Below are 15,106 nucleotides of genomic sequence, written 5' to 3' on the forward strand. Positions count from 1 at the left end.
CTGTGGCAGTGAGAATCTCTACGCCGACATTTTGAGCGGCAGGCTTTTCATCAACTGAGCTTTTTTTGTTTTCATGACTTCCCGCTGTTTCTCCGACGGAAAATGCGGGCCCCGTTTGGTCGATGGGAATCGGCTTTCAAAGCGCGCAATTACTTCGAGTGCTTCAGCCTCTTCACCGGCCCGAAGAAGCAACTGAAGGAGTCGAAGATACGCTGGAACAAGCAGCAGCAAGTGTCGAACTTCTCTGGCCTCTTCCACAACATAGCGATACCCTTGAATGGCAATTTCCTGGTTGATTTTTTCATAGGCGAGTGCCTCGATCATCTGGATTCCCAATCGATCCGTATCGGCACTGATACACCGTTCCCATTGCCCGTTCACCAAGGCCCGTACTTCTTCCGCTGAGAGTTGGATCCCCCCATTCTTGATATTCCGGCGAAGATTCTCCAACACACCCCTGGCTTCGAGCCACGCCCCGTACAGCCCAATGAGCACTCCGACACAGGGAGTCGGTCGTTGGCATTTCCCATCAAGCGGTGAAAAGTTTTTCTTCGCAACTTGGGACGGTGAGTACACGCCCCCATTCGCAGCGGCACAGACTTCACAGATGTGGTCATCATCAGGAGTGACATAGAGATACATGCGGATACCGGAGCGGTCGAAGATGTCGACGGCGAGGATGCGGCCGGCCATGATCTGCATCTGGTAGTATTGCCACACAACAAGAAGGCCAAGAATGCCCACCAAATAGACGGTCATGTCCGGAAATTGCCACCCCTCAAGCATTGAGCCCCCCTCCATCACTAGCTTCAAATGATGTCCAAGACCAAAATCGTCTCAGAAATTCCGTGTGTTCTCAATTGGGTATAGGGCTCTATCGGCTAACATCCCGGCATACTTAACTCGTCTGAACCCCTTTATGACTACCTAGCCGTTTCACCGGAATCTGGCAGGCATCCTGCAGGATTGCTTGGGCACCACACGTACCAGATCCACAGAAAGGAGGCTGACATGGGGATTCTAGGGAAATGGCTGATTGCTCTCTGTGGGATTCTTATCTCATTGGGTAGTCCATCTTATGCGCAACTTGGAGGGGGACAACAGGGAGCGCAAAGAATCCTCAATAGCATGCCTCCGGATATGCTGGCGAAAGTTCAATCCTTGGCACTGATCATCCAGCAAAACATCAAGGAGGGAAAACTCACGGACGACGAGGTCCAACGAGGCATGATGTCGGGTCAACTGGGAGAACGGTTGAAACAATTGAGCCCCGAAGCTGGGCAGCTCTTCTCTGACATCACCCAGGCGTCAAAAGAGGGCAAAGGCCCTGGTGAAGAGAGCTTGATGCCGTTGCTGGGAGGATTGGGCATCTCGCCGGAATAGGCAAGAAGTCGGGCCTATTGCAGGGCGTTCAGGTACTCTCCCAGAGTCGCGTCCAGCCTTTGATGCATGAATGTCTGAAAAGGCGTCAGATCTTCCCTCATTGATGCATGTTCCAGCGTATCGAGGTAGGCTTTTCGGTCTTCTGGTCGAACGGCAACCGGTGGATACCCGCCACGCAGAAGTAGGACATTCATCACAAGCCTGGCCGTACGTCCGTTGCCATCCGCAAATGGATGAATGGCCACCAGCCGGTAATGCGCATCAAAGCTGGCTGCTGGTTCAGACGTCGCCTGCGAAATCCATTCACCATAGACTCGCATCAACTCGGGAATTTTCACCGCGTTTGGAAACACAACAGGAGAACCAGCAATGCGGTGGGGAAGAGTACTGTATATCCCGCCGATCTCAGGCTGGCTGCGAGAGACAATCCGTCGATGCAACTCACACACGGTGTGTTCAGTAATCGGTGTCGTCTTGGCCGCAAGTTCCCTCACCCATAAGACCGCCTCGTAGTGGTCGACCGCCTCAAGGTGGTCTCGCAAGGGTTTCCCTCCAACAGTAATCCCATGTTCGATCAGTTCTGCCGTCTCCCGTAGAGTCAACGTATTGCCTTCAATGGCGTTGGACGTAAAGGTCAAGTCCACATCATAGGATGTCTGCAAGGCTAGCAACGCCGCGCGTGAGATCGGACGCAACGCGTCAAGCTGCATCTTCTTTGTGGCGATCGCAGTCAGGAGTTCATTCATGACGTGTCATTAATACCACGTCACGCTCCATTGCACAAAACCAAAGCCATTCATCTATGGAATGAAGACAACAGGGGCCAGTTATGAAACAGCGTGCATGCTGGCAGGTGGCGTTGTCGAACTTCTTGGATAGTCCGGTCGAGTTTGAAACCCCCTGTGCCCCACATCCGTCAGAAACTGTCCGTCCCACTGAGCGCGGTCGAAGTCTCAGAAGATCCCACTCATTACACGCACTATCCTGAGAAACCGTGACAGCTCAAGCAGCTATCGTTGACCGTCAAAAGTAAGCGCTCGGGCATTGTGCATCGAGCGGGTCGTACGCCTCTTAGAAACCAGTAGCGACCATGCTATATATGTCAGAGAACTCGTCGCGGCACGGTCAGACAGGTGCTCAAGTCCTAAAAACTATTCGGAAATAACTCAGAGCGCTAGCGCTTTCATGTGCTTCTGATAGGATTTGCGTATGCAGCGCTATTCCTTTGACCATATCACCCGTGCCGGCGTGATTATGCTGATTGTTATGTGCTTGATGGGGGTGGTTGGAGCAAGTCTCTTCATATGGTTCAGCACTGAGCCAAGCCATAAACTAATCATCTTCATCCCTATCATCATTGGGTTGATCGTTGTAGCCGGGTGGCTTGTTCTGTATTACCTTCGCATGCACGATTCTATTGTTGTCACCGACGCCGGGCTTGCCTATGAACCTGCTTCGGGACAGCCCCTTATAGTCCCATGGCATCGCATTGCCCAACTGATGCCACACAGCTTACGCGGTCGATATGACGTGCTCGACGAGCATGGTTGTTGTCTCATGTACATCTACTACGACCTTGATAACTTCCTCCAATTGGACGCTAGGTTGCGCGAACACCTGAGACAAAAATCTCCCGACGGACGTATTACGTTTACACTTCATAGGGCTGGAAGCAAGATGATCTTCACCATCGGCATTTTCTCTTGTGTGGTTGGAGTTCTCAGCCTTCTCCCATTTCAAACCAAGGGACTAGATCTCAGAGGGGCGCTATTGGCACTTGCGTCTCCAGTGCTCGTCTGGTGGGGGTTGTACGGCACAATCGAGCGAATCGTGATAATAAACGAAGGCCTCTTGATCAAGTACTGGAAACGAACGACGATGATCCCCTTCAACATAATTCAAGGTGTGACGTTACAAGGCATCGCACTTTCCATTCATCGTATGGGCCGGAAGTCGATCACTTTGCGATCTAGGGACGTAAATCAGATGTCGATACTTCAAAGCGCTATCGAATCCGCCTGGAAACAGGCAATGTCATCGAAATAACTGCCTAACAGTATTGCTGTCGAGCCATAATTCCTCGCAAGTGGCGAGATTAATTCCGTTCTATATTTGATAAGGTTGGGCGTGTCAATTTCTTGCTTGTTGAAGAATAGTCCGGATGAAGATGAGATACCGAGAAATAGGTTCATCAACCTGATTGGCCAACCAGTTCCTTCAGTCTAACGCTCCCACTGCGCTCTCACGATCACTTTCCCAGTTCCCTCGATGCGTTCACATCAGTTGGATCGGCTCCAATTCTCTGTTCCTTATTCGCGGATGTCGATGGCTTTCTAGAACACTCTTCTCGATGTTGTGAAATGAGAGCCGCGGCAATCAGCAGCTGGATGCCGATCAGAAGAAGGAAGAGTGCTCCCTTGAACTGGCCCGTCTGTTCAGTAAGCGAGAATTGATGCGCGGCGAGCAGGAGGGAAATGATTGAGAGGACAAACAGAAAGATTCGCATGGCAGCCTCTCGCCAAACGCTTAGAGACAGGGTATGCCCGCAGTGGGACGAGATCAACCTGAAATTGCATGGAAGAAAAACCTGGAGATGAAAGGCGGTCAGGATTAGGGATGCGGCGCGCCGATACCGGAGCCTGGAACCGTGACCGGCACCGGAGCAGCCGATTGCACACTCCTCGTGAACGGGAGATCCAGCAAGGCATAAGGATTCACGCGCGCGCCGTTGAGCTTCACCCCCCAATGGAGATGCGGTCCGGTCGCGCGACCGGTGGCGCCCACTTTCCCAACGATCTCTCCAGCCCTGACGAGATCTCCCTCCTTGACCAGCACTTCGGAGAGATGAAAATACATTGAGAACAAGCCCAGCCCATGGTCCACAAATACCCCCTTCCCGGAGAAGATATGATCGACGGTCAACCGTACGAGGCCATCGTTCGTTGCCACAACCTCGGTTCCGAGCGGAGCACCGATATCTTCACCATTGTGCGGGTTGCGGGCCTGCCCATTCATGATCCGGACACTACCAAAGATCCCGGTTCGCTTGCCTGCAACAGGCTCGATGAATCCTCCCTGCCAGAATTTTGTCTGAGAATCATTCGCCAGTAGCTTCTTGACCTGGGCTTGTTCCTTTTTCCATCGTGCCAGGCTTTTTTTATCGAGATCGACCTTGTTTTTTGGCAGCGTAAGACGCTCCACATGAAAGTTCTCCTTGAGAACCTCGACTCGGTATGTCGCCGCCTCGCTTCGTTCTCCAGTCTCTACTTCGACGCGTAGCTCATGGATTCCTGGTTCGTCTTGCAGGTCGATCCCGAGCAAGCCGACAAACCTGTTCGACTCCTCAGGTCGCGTGTCGGGGAAGAAGCTGATGGAACGGCCTAGAAACGTTCCCTCCATGCCGGTGACTCCACCATCAGTTGGAACGTTGACTACCAATATTTGACCCTGCTTGCCGCTATAGTGAGCATCACTCGCTTGAGCGCCCAGCTGGGGGCCCGCAAAGAGATCGACAGGAAAGACAAGGGCGAGAAGAATGACCACGCCAAGCCTGAACCGTCGCACGGTGGCATGATATCGAGCATTCAGCTCGTCCATCAATCTCATCGGTAGAACCGTCCTCCGGACACTTGGGAAATTAATTCTTCGACCCGTCGATTCACCGCACTGAATGGATCCATACAGAGAATCGTCTCTTCCCAATACCCGTTCAGCTTCAGATACGTCCAGTCCACGGTATAGGACCGGTTCTTGGCTCGTGCAAACCGGATAAAGTCCCCACGGACCTTGGCCCTCGTCGTTTGTGGAGGCGTGGACATCGCCCGTTGCACCATCCCTTCTTCCACGATTCGTTCGATCAGCCCGCGAGACTCCATCAAATAGTACAAGCCTCGTGTCCGCTTCACATCATGGTACTGTAAATCCAACAAGAACACCCGTGGGTCATCCCACCCGCACTGCCTCTTATCGACGTACGATTGGATCACGTGTTTCTTCGTCACCCAGTCAACCTGATGCGTAAGCTGCATGGGGTCGTCCTCCAATTGCTGCAGCACGGATTCCCACTTGTCGCATACGTCATCCAAGATCGGCTCATGGTCCTCCTGGGCCAAATATTCTTGAGCCCGCTTCAAGTAGACTCGCTGGATTTCGATCGCCGTCAATTGCCGACCGTCATCGAGCTTCACCTTCTTTTTCAGCGTCGGATCGCGTGATACCTCCCTGATGGCTTTCACCGAATCTTCGAGCTCCATCCCATGCACCGTGTACCCTTCTTCGATCATCGACAGGACCAAGGCTGCTGTCCCCACTTTGAGGTACGTGGCATACTCAGACATGTTGGAGTCACCGACGATGATATGGAGCCGTCGATACCGTTCCGCATCGGAATGAGGTTCATCGCGGGTATTGATGATGCTCCTGGAAGAGGTCGTAGAAGACGACGTTTTCTCATGAATATGCTGCGCCCGCTGAGAAATGAAGTACTGAGGCTTTCCGGATACTTTCAGAACTTTTCCCGCCCCACTGAACACCTGACGGGTCACAAAAAATGGGATCAATTGTTCAGTGACTTTCCAAAAGTCGACGTCGCGCCGCATGAGGAAGTTTTCGTGACAGCCGTACGTGTTGCCCAATGAATCCGTATTATTCTTAAAAATATAGATCTCTCCCGAGAGACCTTCTTCGCGAAGCCGCTCCTCTGCCGCCGGCAGACAGGCTTCCAGCAGCCGTTCACCGGCCTTATCATGGACCACAAGGTCAAGGATGTTGTCACATTCCGGAGTCGAGTATTCAGGATGGCAACCGGTATCTTGGTAAAACCGTGCCCCGTTGACCAAAAACGCGTTCGACGGCCAGCTGTTAGGGATCAATCCTTCGAAGATGTACCCGAGCACCTTCTCCATGGGGAGGTAGATCCGGCCATTGGGAGAAAAAATAAGGCCGTACTCGTTTTCGAGACCGAATATCCTCTGTTTCATAGGACGTGAAGGCACCATATAAGCTGTAGAAACAGGTTACACGCCCATTCCGGGATGTGCAACAAACGACACGTTCGCGAAAGTGGAAGCTATGAAGAGAGGATTTGTCGGACGTCACTCACCGACAAACGACGAAACCTTCGGCCTGTGCGAGTCCGGTCCAAGACTGCCACTTCCAAGCCTTCAGGTTGCAGCTTTTGATTCGCCGTCTGTTCAAGTGATTCAACACATAGTTTCAACGCAGCGTTGAGGACAGGAGCGTCACTGGAGCTTTTGTCCTTCAACAGAGTTTGGACGGCTTCGGACCGTCCCCCGATCACCGCAAAGTTCTTTTCATCGATGATGCTGCCGTCGAAGGAAATCCGATAGATCTCATTCGGATGGTTATTCGTACCGGCCTGCACGACCAAAATCTCCACCTCAAGCGGTTTCATTTCTTGGCTGAATACGGTGCCGAGGCTTTGTGAGTAGCCGTTCGCCAGGGAACGGCCTGTGACATCCTCACGGCTGTACATAAACCCCTTGAGATCGGCGTGACGGATTCCCGCTTTTCGCAGATTTTCGAACTCACTGTATTTGCCCGCTCCGGCAAACGCGATGTTGTCGTAAATTTCAGACACCTTGTGCAGGGAAGCGCTCGGGTTATCCGCCGTCAACAGAATGCCGTCGGCATACTCGATTGCGATGATTGAACGGCCTTTTGCAATCCCCTTCCTGGCGTACTCGGCCTTGTCCTGCATCATCTGTTCTGGGGACACGTAATAGGGCATGGCCATAATTACGTCTCCCTCGAACGGCGTGCGGTCATCATCTCGTCATACACGGCCTTCAACTTGTCATCCATCACATCAGTAATGCCTTGAGCAGTGACAAACTTGGCTGTCGGGTAGATCCCCCGTATCAAATCCGGTCCACCCGTTCCAACATCGTCGTCGGCGGCATTGTAGAGCGACAACAACGCCAGCTTGAGCGCTTCAGCCTCGGCCAGGTTCTTCCGAAAATGCTCACGCATCGTATTGCGGGCATCTTTCCCGCCGGAACCAATTGCATGGTAGTCGGACTCTTCGTATCTCCCACCGGTAATGTCATACTTAAAAATGCGCCCTTCCTCCCGTTTGACGTCGTACCCGACATAGAGCGGCATCACCACCAACCCCTGGAATACCATCGGGAGGTTCGCTTTGACCATCTGCCCGAGCTTGTTGGCTTTCCCCTCGCATGACAGCACCATCCCTTCCAATTTCTCGTAATGCTCCAGCTCAGTCTGAAACAATTTGGCCATCTCGATGCAGGGCCCGGCTGCGCCGGCAATGGCCATCGCCGACCATTCATCGATTTTGAAGACCTTTTCGATACGGCGATCCGCGATCTGAAATCCTTCTGTCGCTCGACGATCTCCGGCAATCACGACACCCTCTTGATACTTGATCGCCAGGACGGTCGTGGCATAGGGCACGGCCATGGGACCGGTGGCTCGCATCGGCTCAGATGCCGAGGCCATGCCATGACCGCTCAACGTCAATCCTGGATGCTGCTTGGTGAGAAAGTCAAAGAAACTGGAGTCGTCGTGGTTGGGGAGATACGGCAGCTTCATCGTGTTCTTAGGCCACCATCTCTCATACTTGAAGTCGCTCGAGCAACTCATCAACCGAATCTGCGGTATCCAGCAGTTCGCGCGTTAATGATTGCGTGCCCCGATGTGGATCCATTAACGGCACTTTCTTGATGGTGTTATTGCCCGCATCGAGCAGAACGGACGTCCAACTTGCACCGTAGAGAGACTTGGAGAACTTCTGTGCACAGCGCCCACGAAAATAGGCCCGTGTGCCGGTCGGAGGATTGAGCTCAGCCCGTTGAACCTCCTCCTCCCCAACCATTCGCTCGATGAGATGACCACGCTCCAGTGTATAAAACAATCCTTTTTCCGGACGGACATCATGATACTGGAGATCCATCAGCTTGATTCGTGGATCAGTCCATCCACACGCTTTCCGTTCCATATACGACTCGATCATGTGGCGCTTGGCCACCCAATCCAACTCTTTCACAAGCAACCGTGGATCACGTTCCAGCCTGGTCAAGACATCATCCCAACAGGCCAGCACATCCTGTGTGGTGGATGGGCAACCATAGGCGGTATAAAAGGTCTGGGCGGCGTGTAGGTACGCTCGCTGAACCGCAAGCGCTGTGGTGGGCCTCCCACCGGCCAGCTTGACCGTCTGCTTCACCTCAAGGTCACGTGAAACTTGCTTGAACACTCGAACCGGTTCATCAAGTTCCACTTGAGGCAAGTCCGCTTCGAATTCGAGCAATTCCAACACGATATCCAATGTCCCCACCTTCAGATAGGTCGACACCTCGGCCATATTAGCGTCACCGGTGATGACATGGAGTCTTCGAAAGCGTGCGGCATCGGCATGCGGTTCGTCTCGTGTATTAATGATCGGACGCTTGACCATCGTGTTGAGATCCATGAGACACTCAAAGAAGTCCGCACGCTGAGAGATTTGATACTCTGTCGGACTGGTCTGGTTTTCGGCTCCAACCTTGCCTGCTCCGGAAAAGATCGGCCGAGTCACGAGAAAGGGGGTCAAAACACGCGCAATCTTATCGAACGACACCGCCCTGGAGACGAGATAGTTTTCATGGTATCCGTAGCTGTTGCCTTTGCCGTCTGAGTTATTCTTGTACAAGAGATATTGTTCGCTTCCCCTCACACGCGTCATCTCCTGAAGGCACTTTGCGAGGATTCGCTCTCCGATGCGCTCAAACGCCACCACTTCACGCGCGGTTGAACATTCCGGCGTCGAATATTCAGGATGAGCTCCATCGACATATAACCGGCCTCCGTTGGCCAATACCTTATTCAGCTGTCGGTTATAGTCGGGATTCGGACGCTCCCGTTCACCATCAACCTCAAAGCCACGGGCATCCAGAAGAGGATTTTCATGTTCGTAATCCCATATCGCTCCTGGCGCCGGTAAGGCCGGATAATGACCGATCACAGCAAAGGAGCCGGAGACCGGATCCATTGCAAACCCGTCCTTCGCCGCAATACCAAACTCAGTCTCGGTTCCAAACACTCGCGGGCGGTTCTTGGGAATGGAATCGTGCATAAGATCGCTAGAGATAGTGGCCGGTGCTGATGGTTTCAATTTGTCGATGGTCCGTCGGCCCACCGCTGATGGTGCGGATGTGAACGATCTTTTCACCTTTCTTTCCGGCGACTTTGGCCCAATCGTCCGGGTTGGTCGTGTTGGGGAGATCCTCGTGCTCCTTGAATTCTTCTCGAATAGCGCGAATCAAATCGTCCGAGCGCAATCCCGAACCTTCATGTGCGATCACGCGCTTCACGGCAAACTTCTTCGCACGCGAGACAATCCCTTCGATCAATGCCCCGCTGGAAAAATCCTTGAAGTAGAGGACTTCTTTTTCACCATTGGCATAGGTCACTTCGATGAACTTGTTTTCCTCACTGGCCGCATACATCGTATCGACAGTCAACGCCGTCAATTGATCGACGAGTGCCTGCCGATCGCCTCCATGCCGTGCTAAATCCTCATCGGCAAACGGAAGATCCGTCGAGATATATTTTGAAAAAATGTCTCGAGCTGCGGCAGCATCCGGTCGTCCCACTTTGACTTTCACGTCCAATCGGCCGGCACGCAGCACGGCCGGATCGATCAAATCTTGCCGATTGCTCGCTCCGATGACGATGACATTCCGCAACCGCTCCACCCCATCGATCTCCGAGAGGAATTGGGGAACGATCGTAGACTCAATATCCGACGAGATCCCAGTACCACGTGTCCGAAACAGCGCATCCATCTCGTCGAAGAACACGATCACCGGATGGCCATCGTCAGCCCGTTCCTTGGCTTTTTTGAAGACCTCACGCACCTGCCGTTCAGATTCACCCACATACTTATTCAGCAGTTCAGGTCCTTTGACATGGAGAAAGTAACTGCGAATTTCCTTCCCGGCTCGATGGCCCAATTTCTTGGCGATTGAGTTGGCTACGGCTTTGGCAATCAGAGTCTTCCCGCAGCCAGGCGGACCATACAGCAGGACCCCCTTCGGGGCGCTGAGTTTATACTCAGAAAACACCTGAGGATGCAGGAAGGGCAGTTCGACTGCATCGCGCACATGTTCCAATTCTTTTTGAAGACCGCCGATATTCTCATAATCAACGTCAGGAACCTCTTCCAACACGAGCTCTGCCGCTTCGGACTTCGGCAACTTCTCAATCACATAGCCCGAGCGGGCATCATAGAGGAGATGATCCCCGACACTCAGTCGCTCCGCCAGCAACGGATCACCCAACTCCGCCACTTTCTCTTCATCGAAATGGAGCGTGACGAGGGCTCGTCCTCCCTCCAGCACATCTTTGAGTCGAACGACCTCGCCCTGACTATCGAATCCTTTCACCTCGATCACATTCAGCGCTTCATTGAGCACAACTTCTCGTCCCTTACGTAACTCCGTTGGTCTGATCGAGGGATGGAGACTGACCTTCATTTTCCGCCCCGATACATAGACATTTCCGGTGCCATCCGCGTTCATACCTGAAAAAATGGCGTAGGACGACGGTGGTGCCGACAGTTTCTCGACTTCAGTCCGGAGCGCCTCGATCTGGGCCTTGGCTTCCTGCAGCGTCGCTGCAAGTCTTTCGTTCTGTTTATTGGCTTGATCAAGTTGATGTCGAGACTGGTACAGTCGACGGATCTCTTCTTCCATCGATTGTATCTGGACACGCAGCTTATCCATTTCCCGCGTGTGTTCGTCGTTCTTGTGGATCATCTCTCCATCACCCTCAGACAACCGCTTCCTAATCTTCTTGACAGAATCGCGGAGGGACCGGAGTCGATTTGGCTGACCTTTGCTTTCCGCCATATCGAAACGACATGAATAATTCGCAGAAGCGAACACGAATCAAGCTGGTTTTTGGATTCTAACACCCGACCTAGAGGCGGTCAACTCCAACGGGCGATCTCGCGGTGTTGCTGAGCAGGTCACGTGGTAAAAGTACTCACACCTCCAATGCACGCATGAACTCATGGACCGCCACCCCGATATCGTCCCGTATTAACAGCGCTCCCATTACGGCAACGCCATAGGCGCCGGCTTGGCGGACTTCAGAGACTCGTTCACATGTAATCCCTCCGATGGCAAAAATCGGGATGGGCGAATGGCGACACGCCTCATGCAATAGACCAAGCCCTAACGGAGGCCCAAAAGATCGTTTGGTGGGCGTGTCGAAGATGGGGCCAAGAACAACGTAGTCGGCACCGTCGCAACCGGCACGACGCACGTCCTCTGCCGAATGAGTAGACACCCCAATCAGGTGCCCCGGACCAACAATCCGACGTACAGAACGAGCAGATAGACTATCCGCTCGCAGGTGAACACCTTGCAGATCGAGGGCCATTGCAAGATCCATACGATCATTCAGGATCAATGAGACTGAACGCGATGCTGTCATGCCCTGCATCTCCTTCGCCAGCGAAAGGAGCTCGCGGGTGGAGAGATCGCGCTCTCTTAACTGAATAGCCTTCACACCAGCCTCAATCGCGTGTTGGAGCACCGTTGAGAGCGCGCGTCCTCGTACTTGGTGACGATCAGTAACCAGAAGCAAACGGAAATTGACTGGCGGCATGTTTGAAGACGGTTAGACTCACACACTGCGGCGTGAGGAGCCTCACGGTAAGTTATCGCATTTTTCTTTCCCCACTCTTACCTTTCACTTCTCACAATTTACTGAATCACTACAGCATCCCTTCGATCGGGCTACTGGCCGTTGCGTACAACTTTCGCGGAATACGGCCGGCCTTGTAGGCAAGACGCCCGGCATGAACGGCACACTTCATCGCTTCCGCCATGGCAATCGGATCCCGAGCGCCCGCAATCGCGGTATTCATGAGCACCGCATCCGCCCCTAATTCCATCGCAAATGCGGCGTCGGATGCAGTCCCCACACCGGCATCGACGATGATCGGCACCTTGATCATTTCCATAATGATTTTCAAGTTATAGGGATTGCGGATCCCAAGCCCCGATCCGATCGGCGCCGCCAGCGGCATGACGGCTGGACATCCCACATCGACGAGTTTCTGCGCGACGATCGGATCATCATTCGTATAGGGCAATACGATAAAGCCTTCTTTGACGAGAATCTTCGCCGCTTCGATCAATCCCGCCGTATCCGGAAACAGAGTCCTCTCGTCTCCAAGCACCTCTAACTTCACCAAATCAGAAACGCCGGCCGCGCGCGCCAAACGGGAATACCGAACGGCATCCTCCACACTGTAGCAGCCTGCCGTGTTCGGCAAAATCGTGTATTTTTTGGGATCAATGTAATCGAGCAGGTTCTCTTTCGATCGATCCGTGATGTTCACTCGACGAACTGCGACGGTGACCACGTCGGCGCCCGATGCTTCAATCGCCTGTTGTGTCTCGACAAAATCCTTATATTTCCCAGTCCCGACCCAGAGCCGAGACTTGAACTCCTGCCCAGCAATAATCAGCCGATCCTCTGCCATTATATCCTCTTAAAATGACCCGCCGCCGATAAAACCAAGAATTTCAAGCCGATCCCCATCGTTGAGCACACGTTTCCCGAATACTGCACGATCAAGAATCTCAAGGTTTAGTTCGACTGCAACCTGCTCCGTCTTAATATCCAGTTCTTGCAGGAGATCAGCAACCGTGGCGCCGCCGCGCCAGGGCCGAGCTTGTCCGTTTACATGAATCTGGATATCGCTCATGATATGGGTCATCCTATGAGACCCGAATTCAGCTTGTCAACAAAGCGACGCTTGCGTGACACCTCCTCAACACCCGACAATAGGATCATCATGAAAGAGAATAATCGACAGCTGGCCACCATCTTCCGATCGATGGCCGATCTCCTGGCATCTCGACGAGCCAATCCCTATCGAGTCCGGGCCTATCGACGGGCCGCCGATGCACTGGTCGCAATCGAGGAAGATGTGGCGATAGTAGCTGATCGCCATGGGCTTGAGGAAATTGATGGAATCGGGGCTGATCTGGCAAAAAGAATAGACGAGTTCCTTGCAACGGGAACAGTCCGTGCCTATGAAGAGCTCAAAACCCCTCTTCCGGCAGAAGTTCAAGATTGGGCAACGCTTCCTGGACTTTCCGATTCACTCGTGACGTACCTGTATTTCCGACTCGGGATACGGACGCTGGCCGATCTCGATCAACTTATCAGGTCACACCTGATTCGCACGTTGCCGAACTTCTCCGGTTCAGAGGAGCAGTTGTTGCACGCTGTTCACCAACGCATGCAAAATCCCAATCCCTAAGAGACCTTCAGTTCTTTGAAGATCTTCCAGCTCTTCAACAACTCCACCGCCTTCTGCAGTTGGACATCCTGTTCAAGCGACAGTTCCCCGCTCAATTCCGGCAAGGCCGGGGGAGGCGTTCCATTTTTCAAACCAGGTTCGTCTGGAGACTTTCCGTCGTGTGGTGAGGCATCCTTCCCGGCCGGCGGTTTCACTGCCTTCGACTCCCTCTCCGTCTCTTTCTCGTTCGGTTTACCATCAGGCCCTTTGGCCGGAGAAGCGTTGGCGAGCTTGACCACAATATCCGGAGTAATCCCCGTTGACTGAATGGACCGACCTTTTGGCGTATAGTACTTGGCAGTCGTCAAGCGAAGCCCTGAACCATCCCCTAAAGCCAGGATCGTCTGCACGGACCCTTTCCCGAACGAGGTGGTTCCAACCACAACGGCTCGTCCCCAATCTTGCAGGGCCCCAGCCACAATTTCCGACGCACTGGCTGACCCCTCGTTGACAAGGACAATCACCGGAAGGTCTTCGAGCTGATCTTTAGCCTTTGCGAACCACTCGTCCTTTTTCCCTTCCCGGCTTTTTGTGTAGACCACCAACTTGCCGCTGGGGAGGAATTGTTCGGACACATCAACGGCCGCCGTCAGGAGGCCTCCAGGATTATTGCGGAGATCGAGAATCGTTCCCTGCACTTTCTGGTCACGAAACTGCTTGATGGCTTTGGAGAGATCTCGACCGGTCGCTTCTTGGAACTGCGTCAGCCGAACATAGCCGACGTTCTCGATCACCTTTGATTTCACACTTTCTATTTTGATGGTATCTCGAACCAGTGTGAACACCAATGGATCCGGTGCGCCATCCCGCTGAATCGTCAAGTTGACTTTGCTGCCTTTTGGGCCTCGCATCTTGGTGACGGCATCCATCAAGCTCAGATCTTTTGTCGAATCGTCATTGACTTTGGTGATGAAATCACCGGCCTTGACCCCAGCGCGATGAGCAGGCGTACCCTCGATCGGGGCAATGACCGACAAACGGTTGTCCTTCACCCCGATTTGAATACCGACCCCCCCAAATTCTCCTCTGGTCTCAACCTGCATCTCCTTGTACATCTCAGGCGTCATGTAGGCCGAGTGTGGATCAAGCGTCGCCAGCATGCCGCGAATGGCACCTTGGATGAGGTCTTTGGGCTTCGCTTCCTCAACATAATGTTTTTGAACCTGGTTCAGGACTTCCGAAAATGTCTTGAGCTCCTCGTAGGTTTCGCTCGCATGTCCGGTCCGTTCCCACCCCTTCCCAATGACAACTCCGCAGAGAAGGGCAAGTGCGATCATCGGTCCGACCACCCAAGAGTTCCGCCGCGGCTGCTGTTCCATCATCGTGATTTCCCTTCTTTGCTGCGTCATCCGACGGTCCACTTACCCAACCGCGACAAGA

Annotated in this window: 14 protein-coding genes and 1 pseudogene; 3 read left to right on the plus strand and 12 right to left on the minus strand. The window is 53.2% G+C overall.

Features of this window, described 5'->3' with window-relative positions:
* Positions 1-18: 18 nt before the first annotated feature.
* On the minus strand, positions 19-786 hold the full coding sequence (locus tag IPM58_18025; GenBank protein ID MBK9308939.1) for a hypothetical protein: 768 nt from the start codon (positions 784-786) through the stop codon (positions 19-21).
* 225 nt (positions 787-1,011) lie between these two features.
* Here IPM58_18025 and IPM58_18030 point away from each other — a divergent pair, with 225 nt between their 5' ends.
* Entirely contained in the window at positions 1,012-1,383 is a 372-nt protein-coding gene (locus IPM58_18030; protein MBK9308940.1) for a hypothetical protein, read from the plus strand.
* A gap of 14 nt (positions 1,384-1,397) precedes the next feature.
* Here IPM58_18030 and IPM58_18035 read toward each other — a convergent pair whose 3' ends face one another.
* On the minus strand, positions 1,398-2,129 hold the full coding sequence (locus tag IPM58_18035; GenBank protein MBK9308941.1) for a Fic family protein: 732 nt from the start codon (positions 2,127-2,129) through the stop codon (positions 1,398-1,400).
* Between the two features lie 463 nt (positions 2,130-2,592).
* Between IPM58_18035 and IPM58_18040 the strand changes: the two genes are divergently transcribed.
* Positions 2,593-3,429 (plus strand): hypothetical protein, encoded by an 837-nt coding sequence (locus IPM58_18040; protein ID MBK9308942.1) that lies wholly within the window; start codon positions 2,593-2,595, stop codon positions 3,427-3,429.
* Positions 3,430-3,631: 202 nt separating this feature from the next.
* On the opposite strand, the gene IPM58_18045 is transcribed toward IPM58_18040, so the two are convergent.
* From IPM58_18045 to thiS, 9 genes and pseudogenes are all read right to left on the minus strand, one after another.
* A complete protein-coding gene (locus tag IPM58_18045; GenBank protein ID MBK9308943.1) occupies positions 3,632-3,889 on the minus strand; it encodes a hypothetical protein in 258 nt (85 codons plus the stop codon).
* Positions 3,890-3,993: 104 nt separating this feature from the next.
* Positions 3,994-4,980, minus strand: a complete 987-nt coding sequence (locus IPM58_18050) for a M23 family metallopeptidase (GenBank protein MBK9308944.1) — start codon at positions 4,978-4,980, stop codon at positions 3,994-3,996.
* Positions 4,981-4,985: 5 nt separating this feature from the next.
* A complete protein-coding gene (pafA, locus tag IPM58_18055) occupies positions 4,986-6,362 on the minus strand; it encodes a Pup--protein ligase (protein ID MBK9308945.1) in 1,377 nt (458 codons plus the stop codon).
* 89 nt (positions 6,363-6,451) lie between these two features.
* Positions 6,452-7,138 carry a proteasome subunit alpha gene (gene prcA, locus IPM58_18060; protein MBK9308946.1) on the minus strand — a complete coding sequence of 229 codons (687 nt, stop codon included), beginning with the start codon at positions 7,136-7,138 and terminating at the stop codon, positions 6,452-6,454.
* 2 nt (positions 7,139-7,140) lie between these two features.
* Positions 7,141-7,956 carry a proteasome subunit beta gene (gene prcB, locus IPM58_18065; protein MBK9308947.1) on the minus strand — a complete coding sequence of 272 codons (816 nt, stop codon included), beginning with the start codon at positions 7,954-7,956 and terminating at the stop codon, positions 7,141-7,143.
* Positions 7,957-7,978: 22 nt separating this feature from the next.
* Complete coding sequence (locus IPM58_18070) at positions 7,979-9,478, minus strand: proteasome accessory factor PafA2 (protein ID MBK9308948.1); 1,500 nt, start codon at positions 9,476-9,478, stop codon at positions 7,979-7,981.
* A 7-nt stretch (positions 9,479-9,485) separates the two neighbouring features.
* On the minus strand, positions 9,486-11,255 hold the full coding sequence (arc, locus tag IPM58_18075) for a proteasome ATPase (GenBank protein MBK9308949.1): 1,770 nt from the start codon (positions 11,253-11,255) through the stop codon (positions 9,486-9,488).
* 136 nt (positions 11,256-11,391) lie between these two features.
* Positions 11,392-12,018: a thiamine phosphate synthase gene (gene thiE / locus IPM58_18080; GenBank protein ID MBK9308950.1), complete on the minus strand. Its 627-nt coding sequence runs from the start codon at positions 12,016-12,018 to the stop codon at positions 11,392-11,394.
* Between the two features lie 109 nt (positions 12,019-12,127).
* A pseudogene (thiS, locus tag IPM58_18085) lies at positions 12,128-13,117 on the minus strand (sulfur carrier protein ThiS).
* 99 nt (positions 13,118-13,216) lie between these two features.
* Between thiS and IPM58_18090 the strand changes: the two are divergent.
* Positions 13,217-13,687: a histidinol-phosphatase gene (locus IPM58_18090; protein ID MBK9308951.1), complete on the plus strand. Its 471-nt coding sequence runs from the start codon at positions 13,217-13,219 to the stop codon at positions 13,685-13,687.
* On the opposite strand, the gene IPM58_18095 is transcribed toward IPM58_18090, so the two are convergent.
* A complete protein-coding gene (locus tag IPM58_18095) occupies positions 13,684-15,045 on the minus strand; it encodes a S41 family peptidase (protein ID MBK9308952.1) in 1,362 nt (453 codons plus the stop codon). The two genes, IPM58_18090 and IPM58_18095, sit on opposite strands and share 4 nt — an antisense overlap.
* Between the last annotated feature and the right edge of the window lie 61 nt (positions 15,046-15,106).

It is taken from the genome of Nitrospira sp. (assembly GCA_016715825.1).
Taxonomy (GTDB): domain Bacteria; phylum Nitrospirota; class Nitrospiria; order Nitrospirales; family Nitrospiraceae; genus Nitrospira_D.

Excerpts from the sequence above, each read along its gene's own strand:
- prcB (MBK9308947.1), bottom strand. The coding sequence starts at position 7,956 with ATGAAGCTGCCGTATCTCCCCAACCACGACGACTCCAGTTTCTTTGAC.
- IPM58_18095 (MBK9308952.1), bottom strand. The coding sequence starts at position 15,045 with ATGGAACAGCAGCCGCGGCGGAACTCTTGGGTGGTCGGACCGATGATC.
- IPM58_18045 (MBK9308943.1), bottom strand. The coding sequence starts at position 3,889 with ATGCGAATCTTTCTGTTTGTCCTCTCAATCATTTCCCTCCTGCTCGCC.
- pafA (MBK9308945.1), bottom strand. The coding sequence starts at position 6,362 with ATGAAACAGAGGATATTCGGTCTCGAAAACGAGTACGGCCTTATTTTT.
- IPM58_18050 (MBK9308944.1), bottom strand. The coding sequence starts at position 4,980 with ATGGACGAGCTGAATGCTCGATATCATGCCACCGTGCGACGGTTCAGG.
- IPM58_18040 (MBK9308942.1), top strand. The coding sequence starts at position 2,593 with ATGCAGCGCTATTCCTTTGACCATATCACCCGTGCCGGCGTGATTATG.
- prcA (MBK9308946.1), bottom strand. The coding sequence starts at position 7,138 with ATGGCCATGCCCTATTACGTGTCCCCAGAACAGATGATGCAGGACAAG.
- IPM58_18090 (MBK9308951.1), top strand. The coding sequence starts at position 13,217 with ATGAAAGAGAATAATCGACAGCTGGCCACCATCTTCCGATCGATGGCC.
- IPM58_18030 (MBK9308940.1), top strand. The coding sequence starts at position 1,012 with ATGGGGATTCTAGGGAAATGGCTGATTGCTCTCTGTGGGATTCTTATC.
- thiE (MBK9308950.1), bottom strand. The coding sequence starts at position 12,018 with ATGCCGCCAGTCAATTTCCGTTTGCTTCTGGTTACTGATCGTCACCAA.
- IPM58_18035 (MBK9308941.1), bottom strand. The coding sequence starts at position 2,129 with ATGAATGAACTCCTGACTGCGATCGCCACAAAGAAGATGCAGCTTGAC.
- IPM58_18070 (MBK9308948.1), bottom strand. The coding sequence starts at position 9,478 with ATGCACGATTCCATTCCCAAGAACCGCCCGCGAGTGTTTGGAACCGAG.
- IPM58_18025 (MBK9308939.1), bottom strand. The coding sequence starts at position 786 with ATGCTTGAGGGGTGGCAATTTCCGGACATGACCGTCTATTTGGTGGGC.
- arc (MBK9308949.1), bottom strand. The coding sequence starts at position 11,255 with ATGGCGGAAAGCAAAGGTCAGCCAAATCGACTCCGGTCCCTCCGCGAT.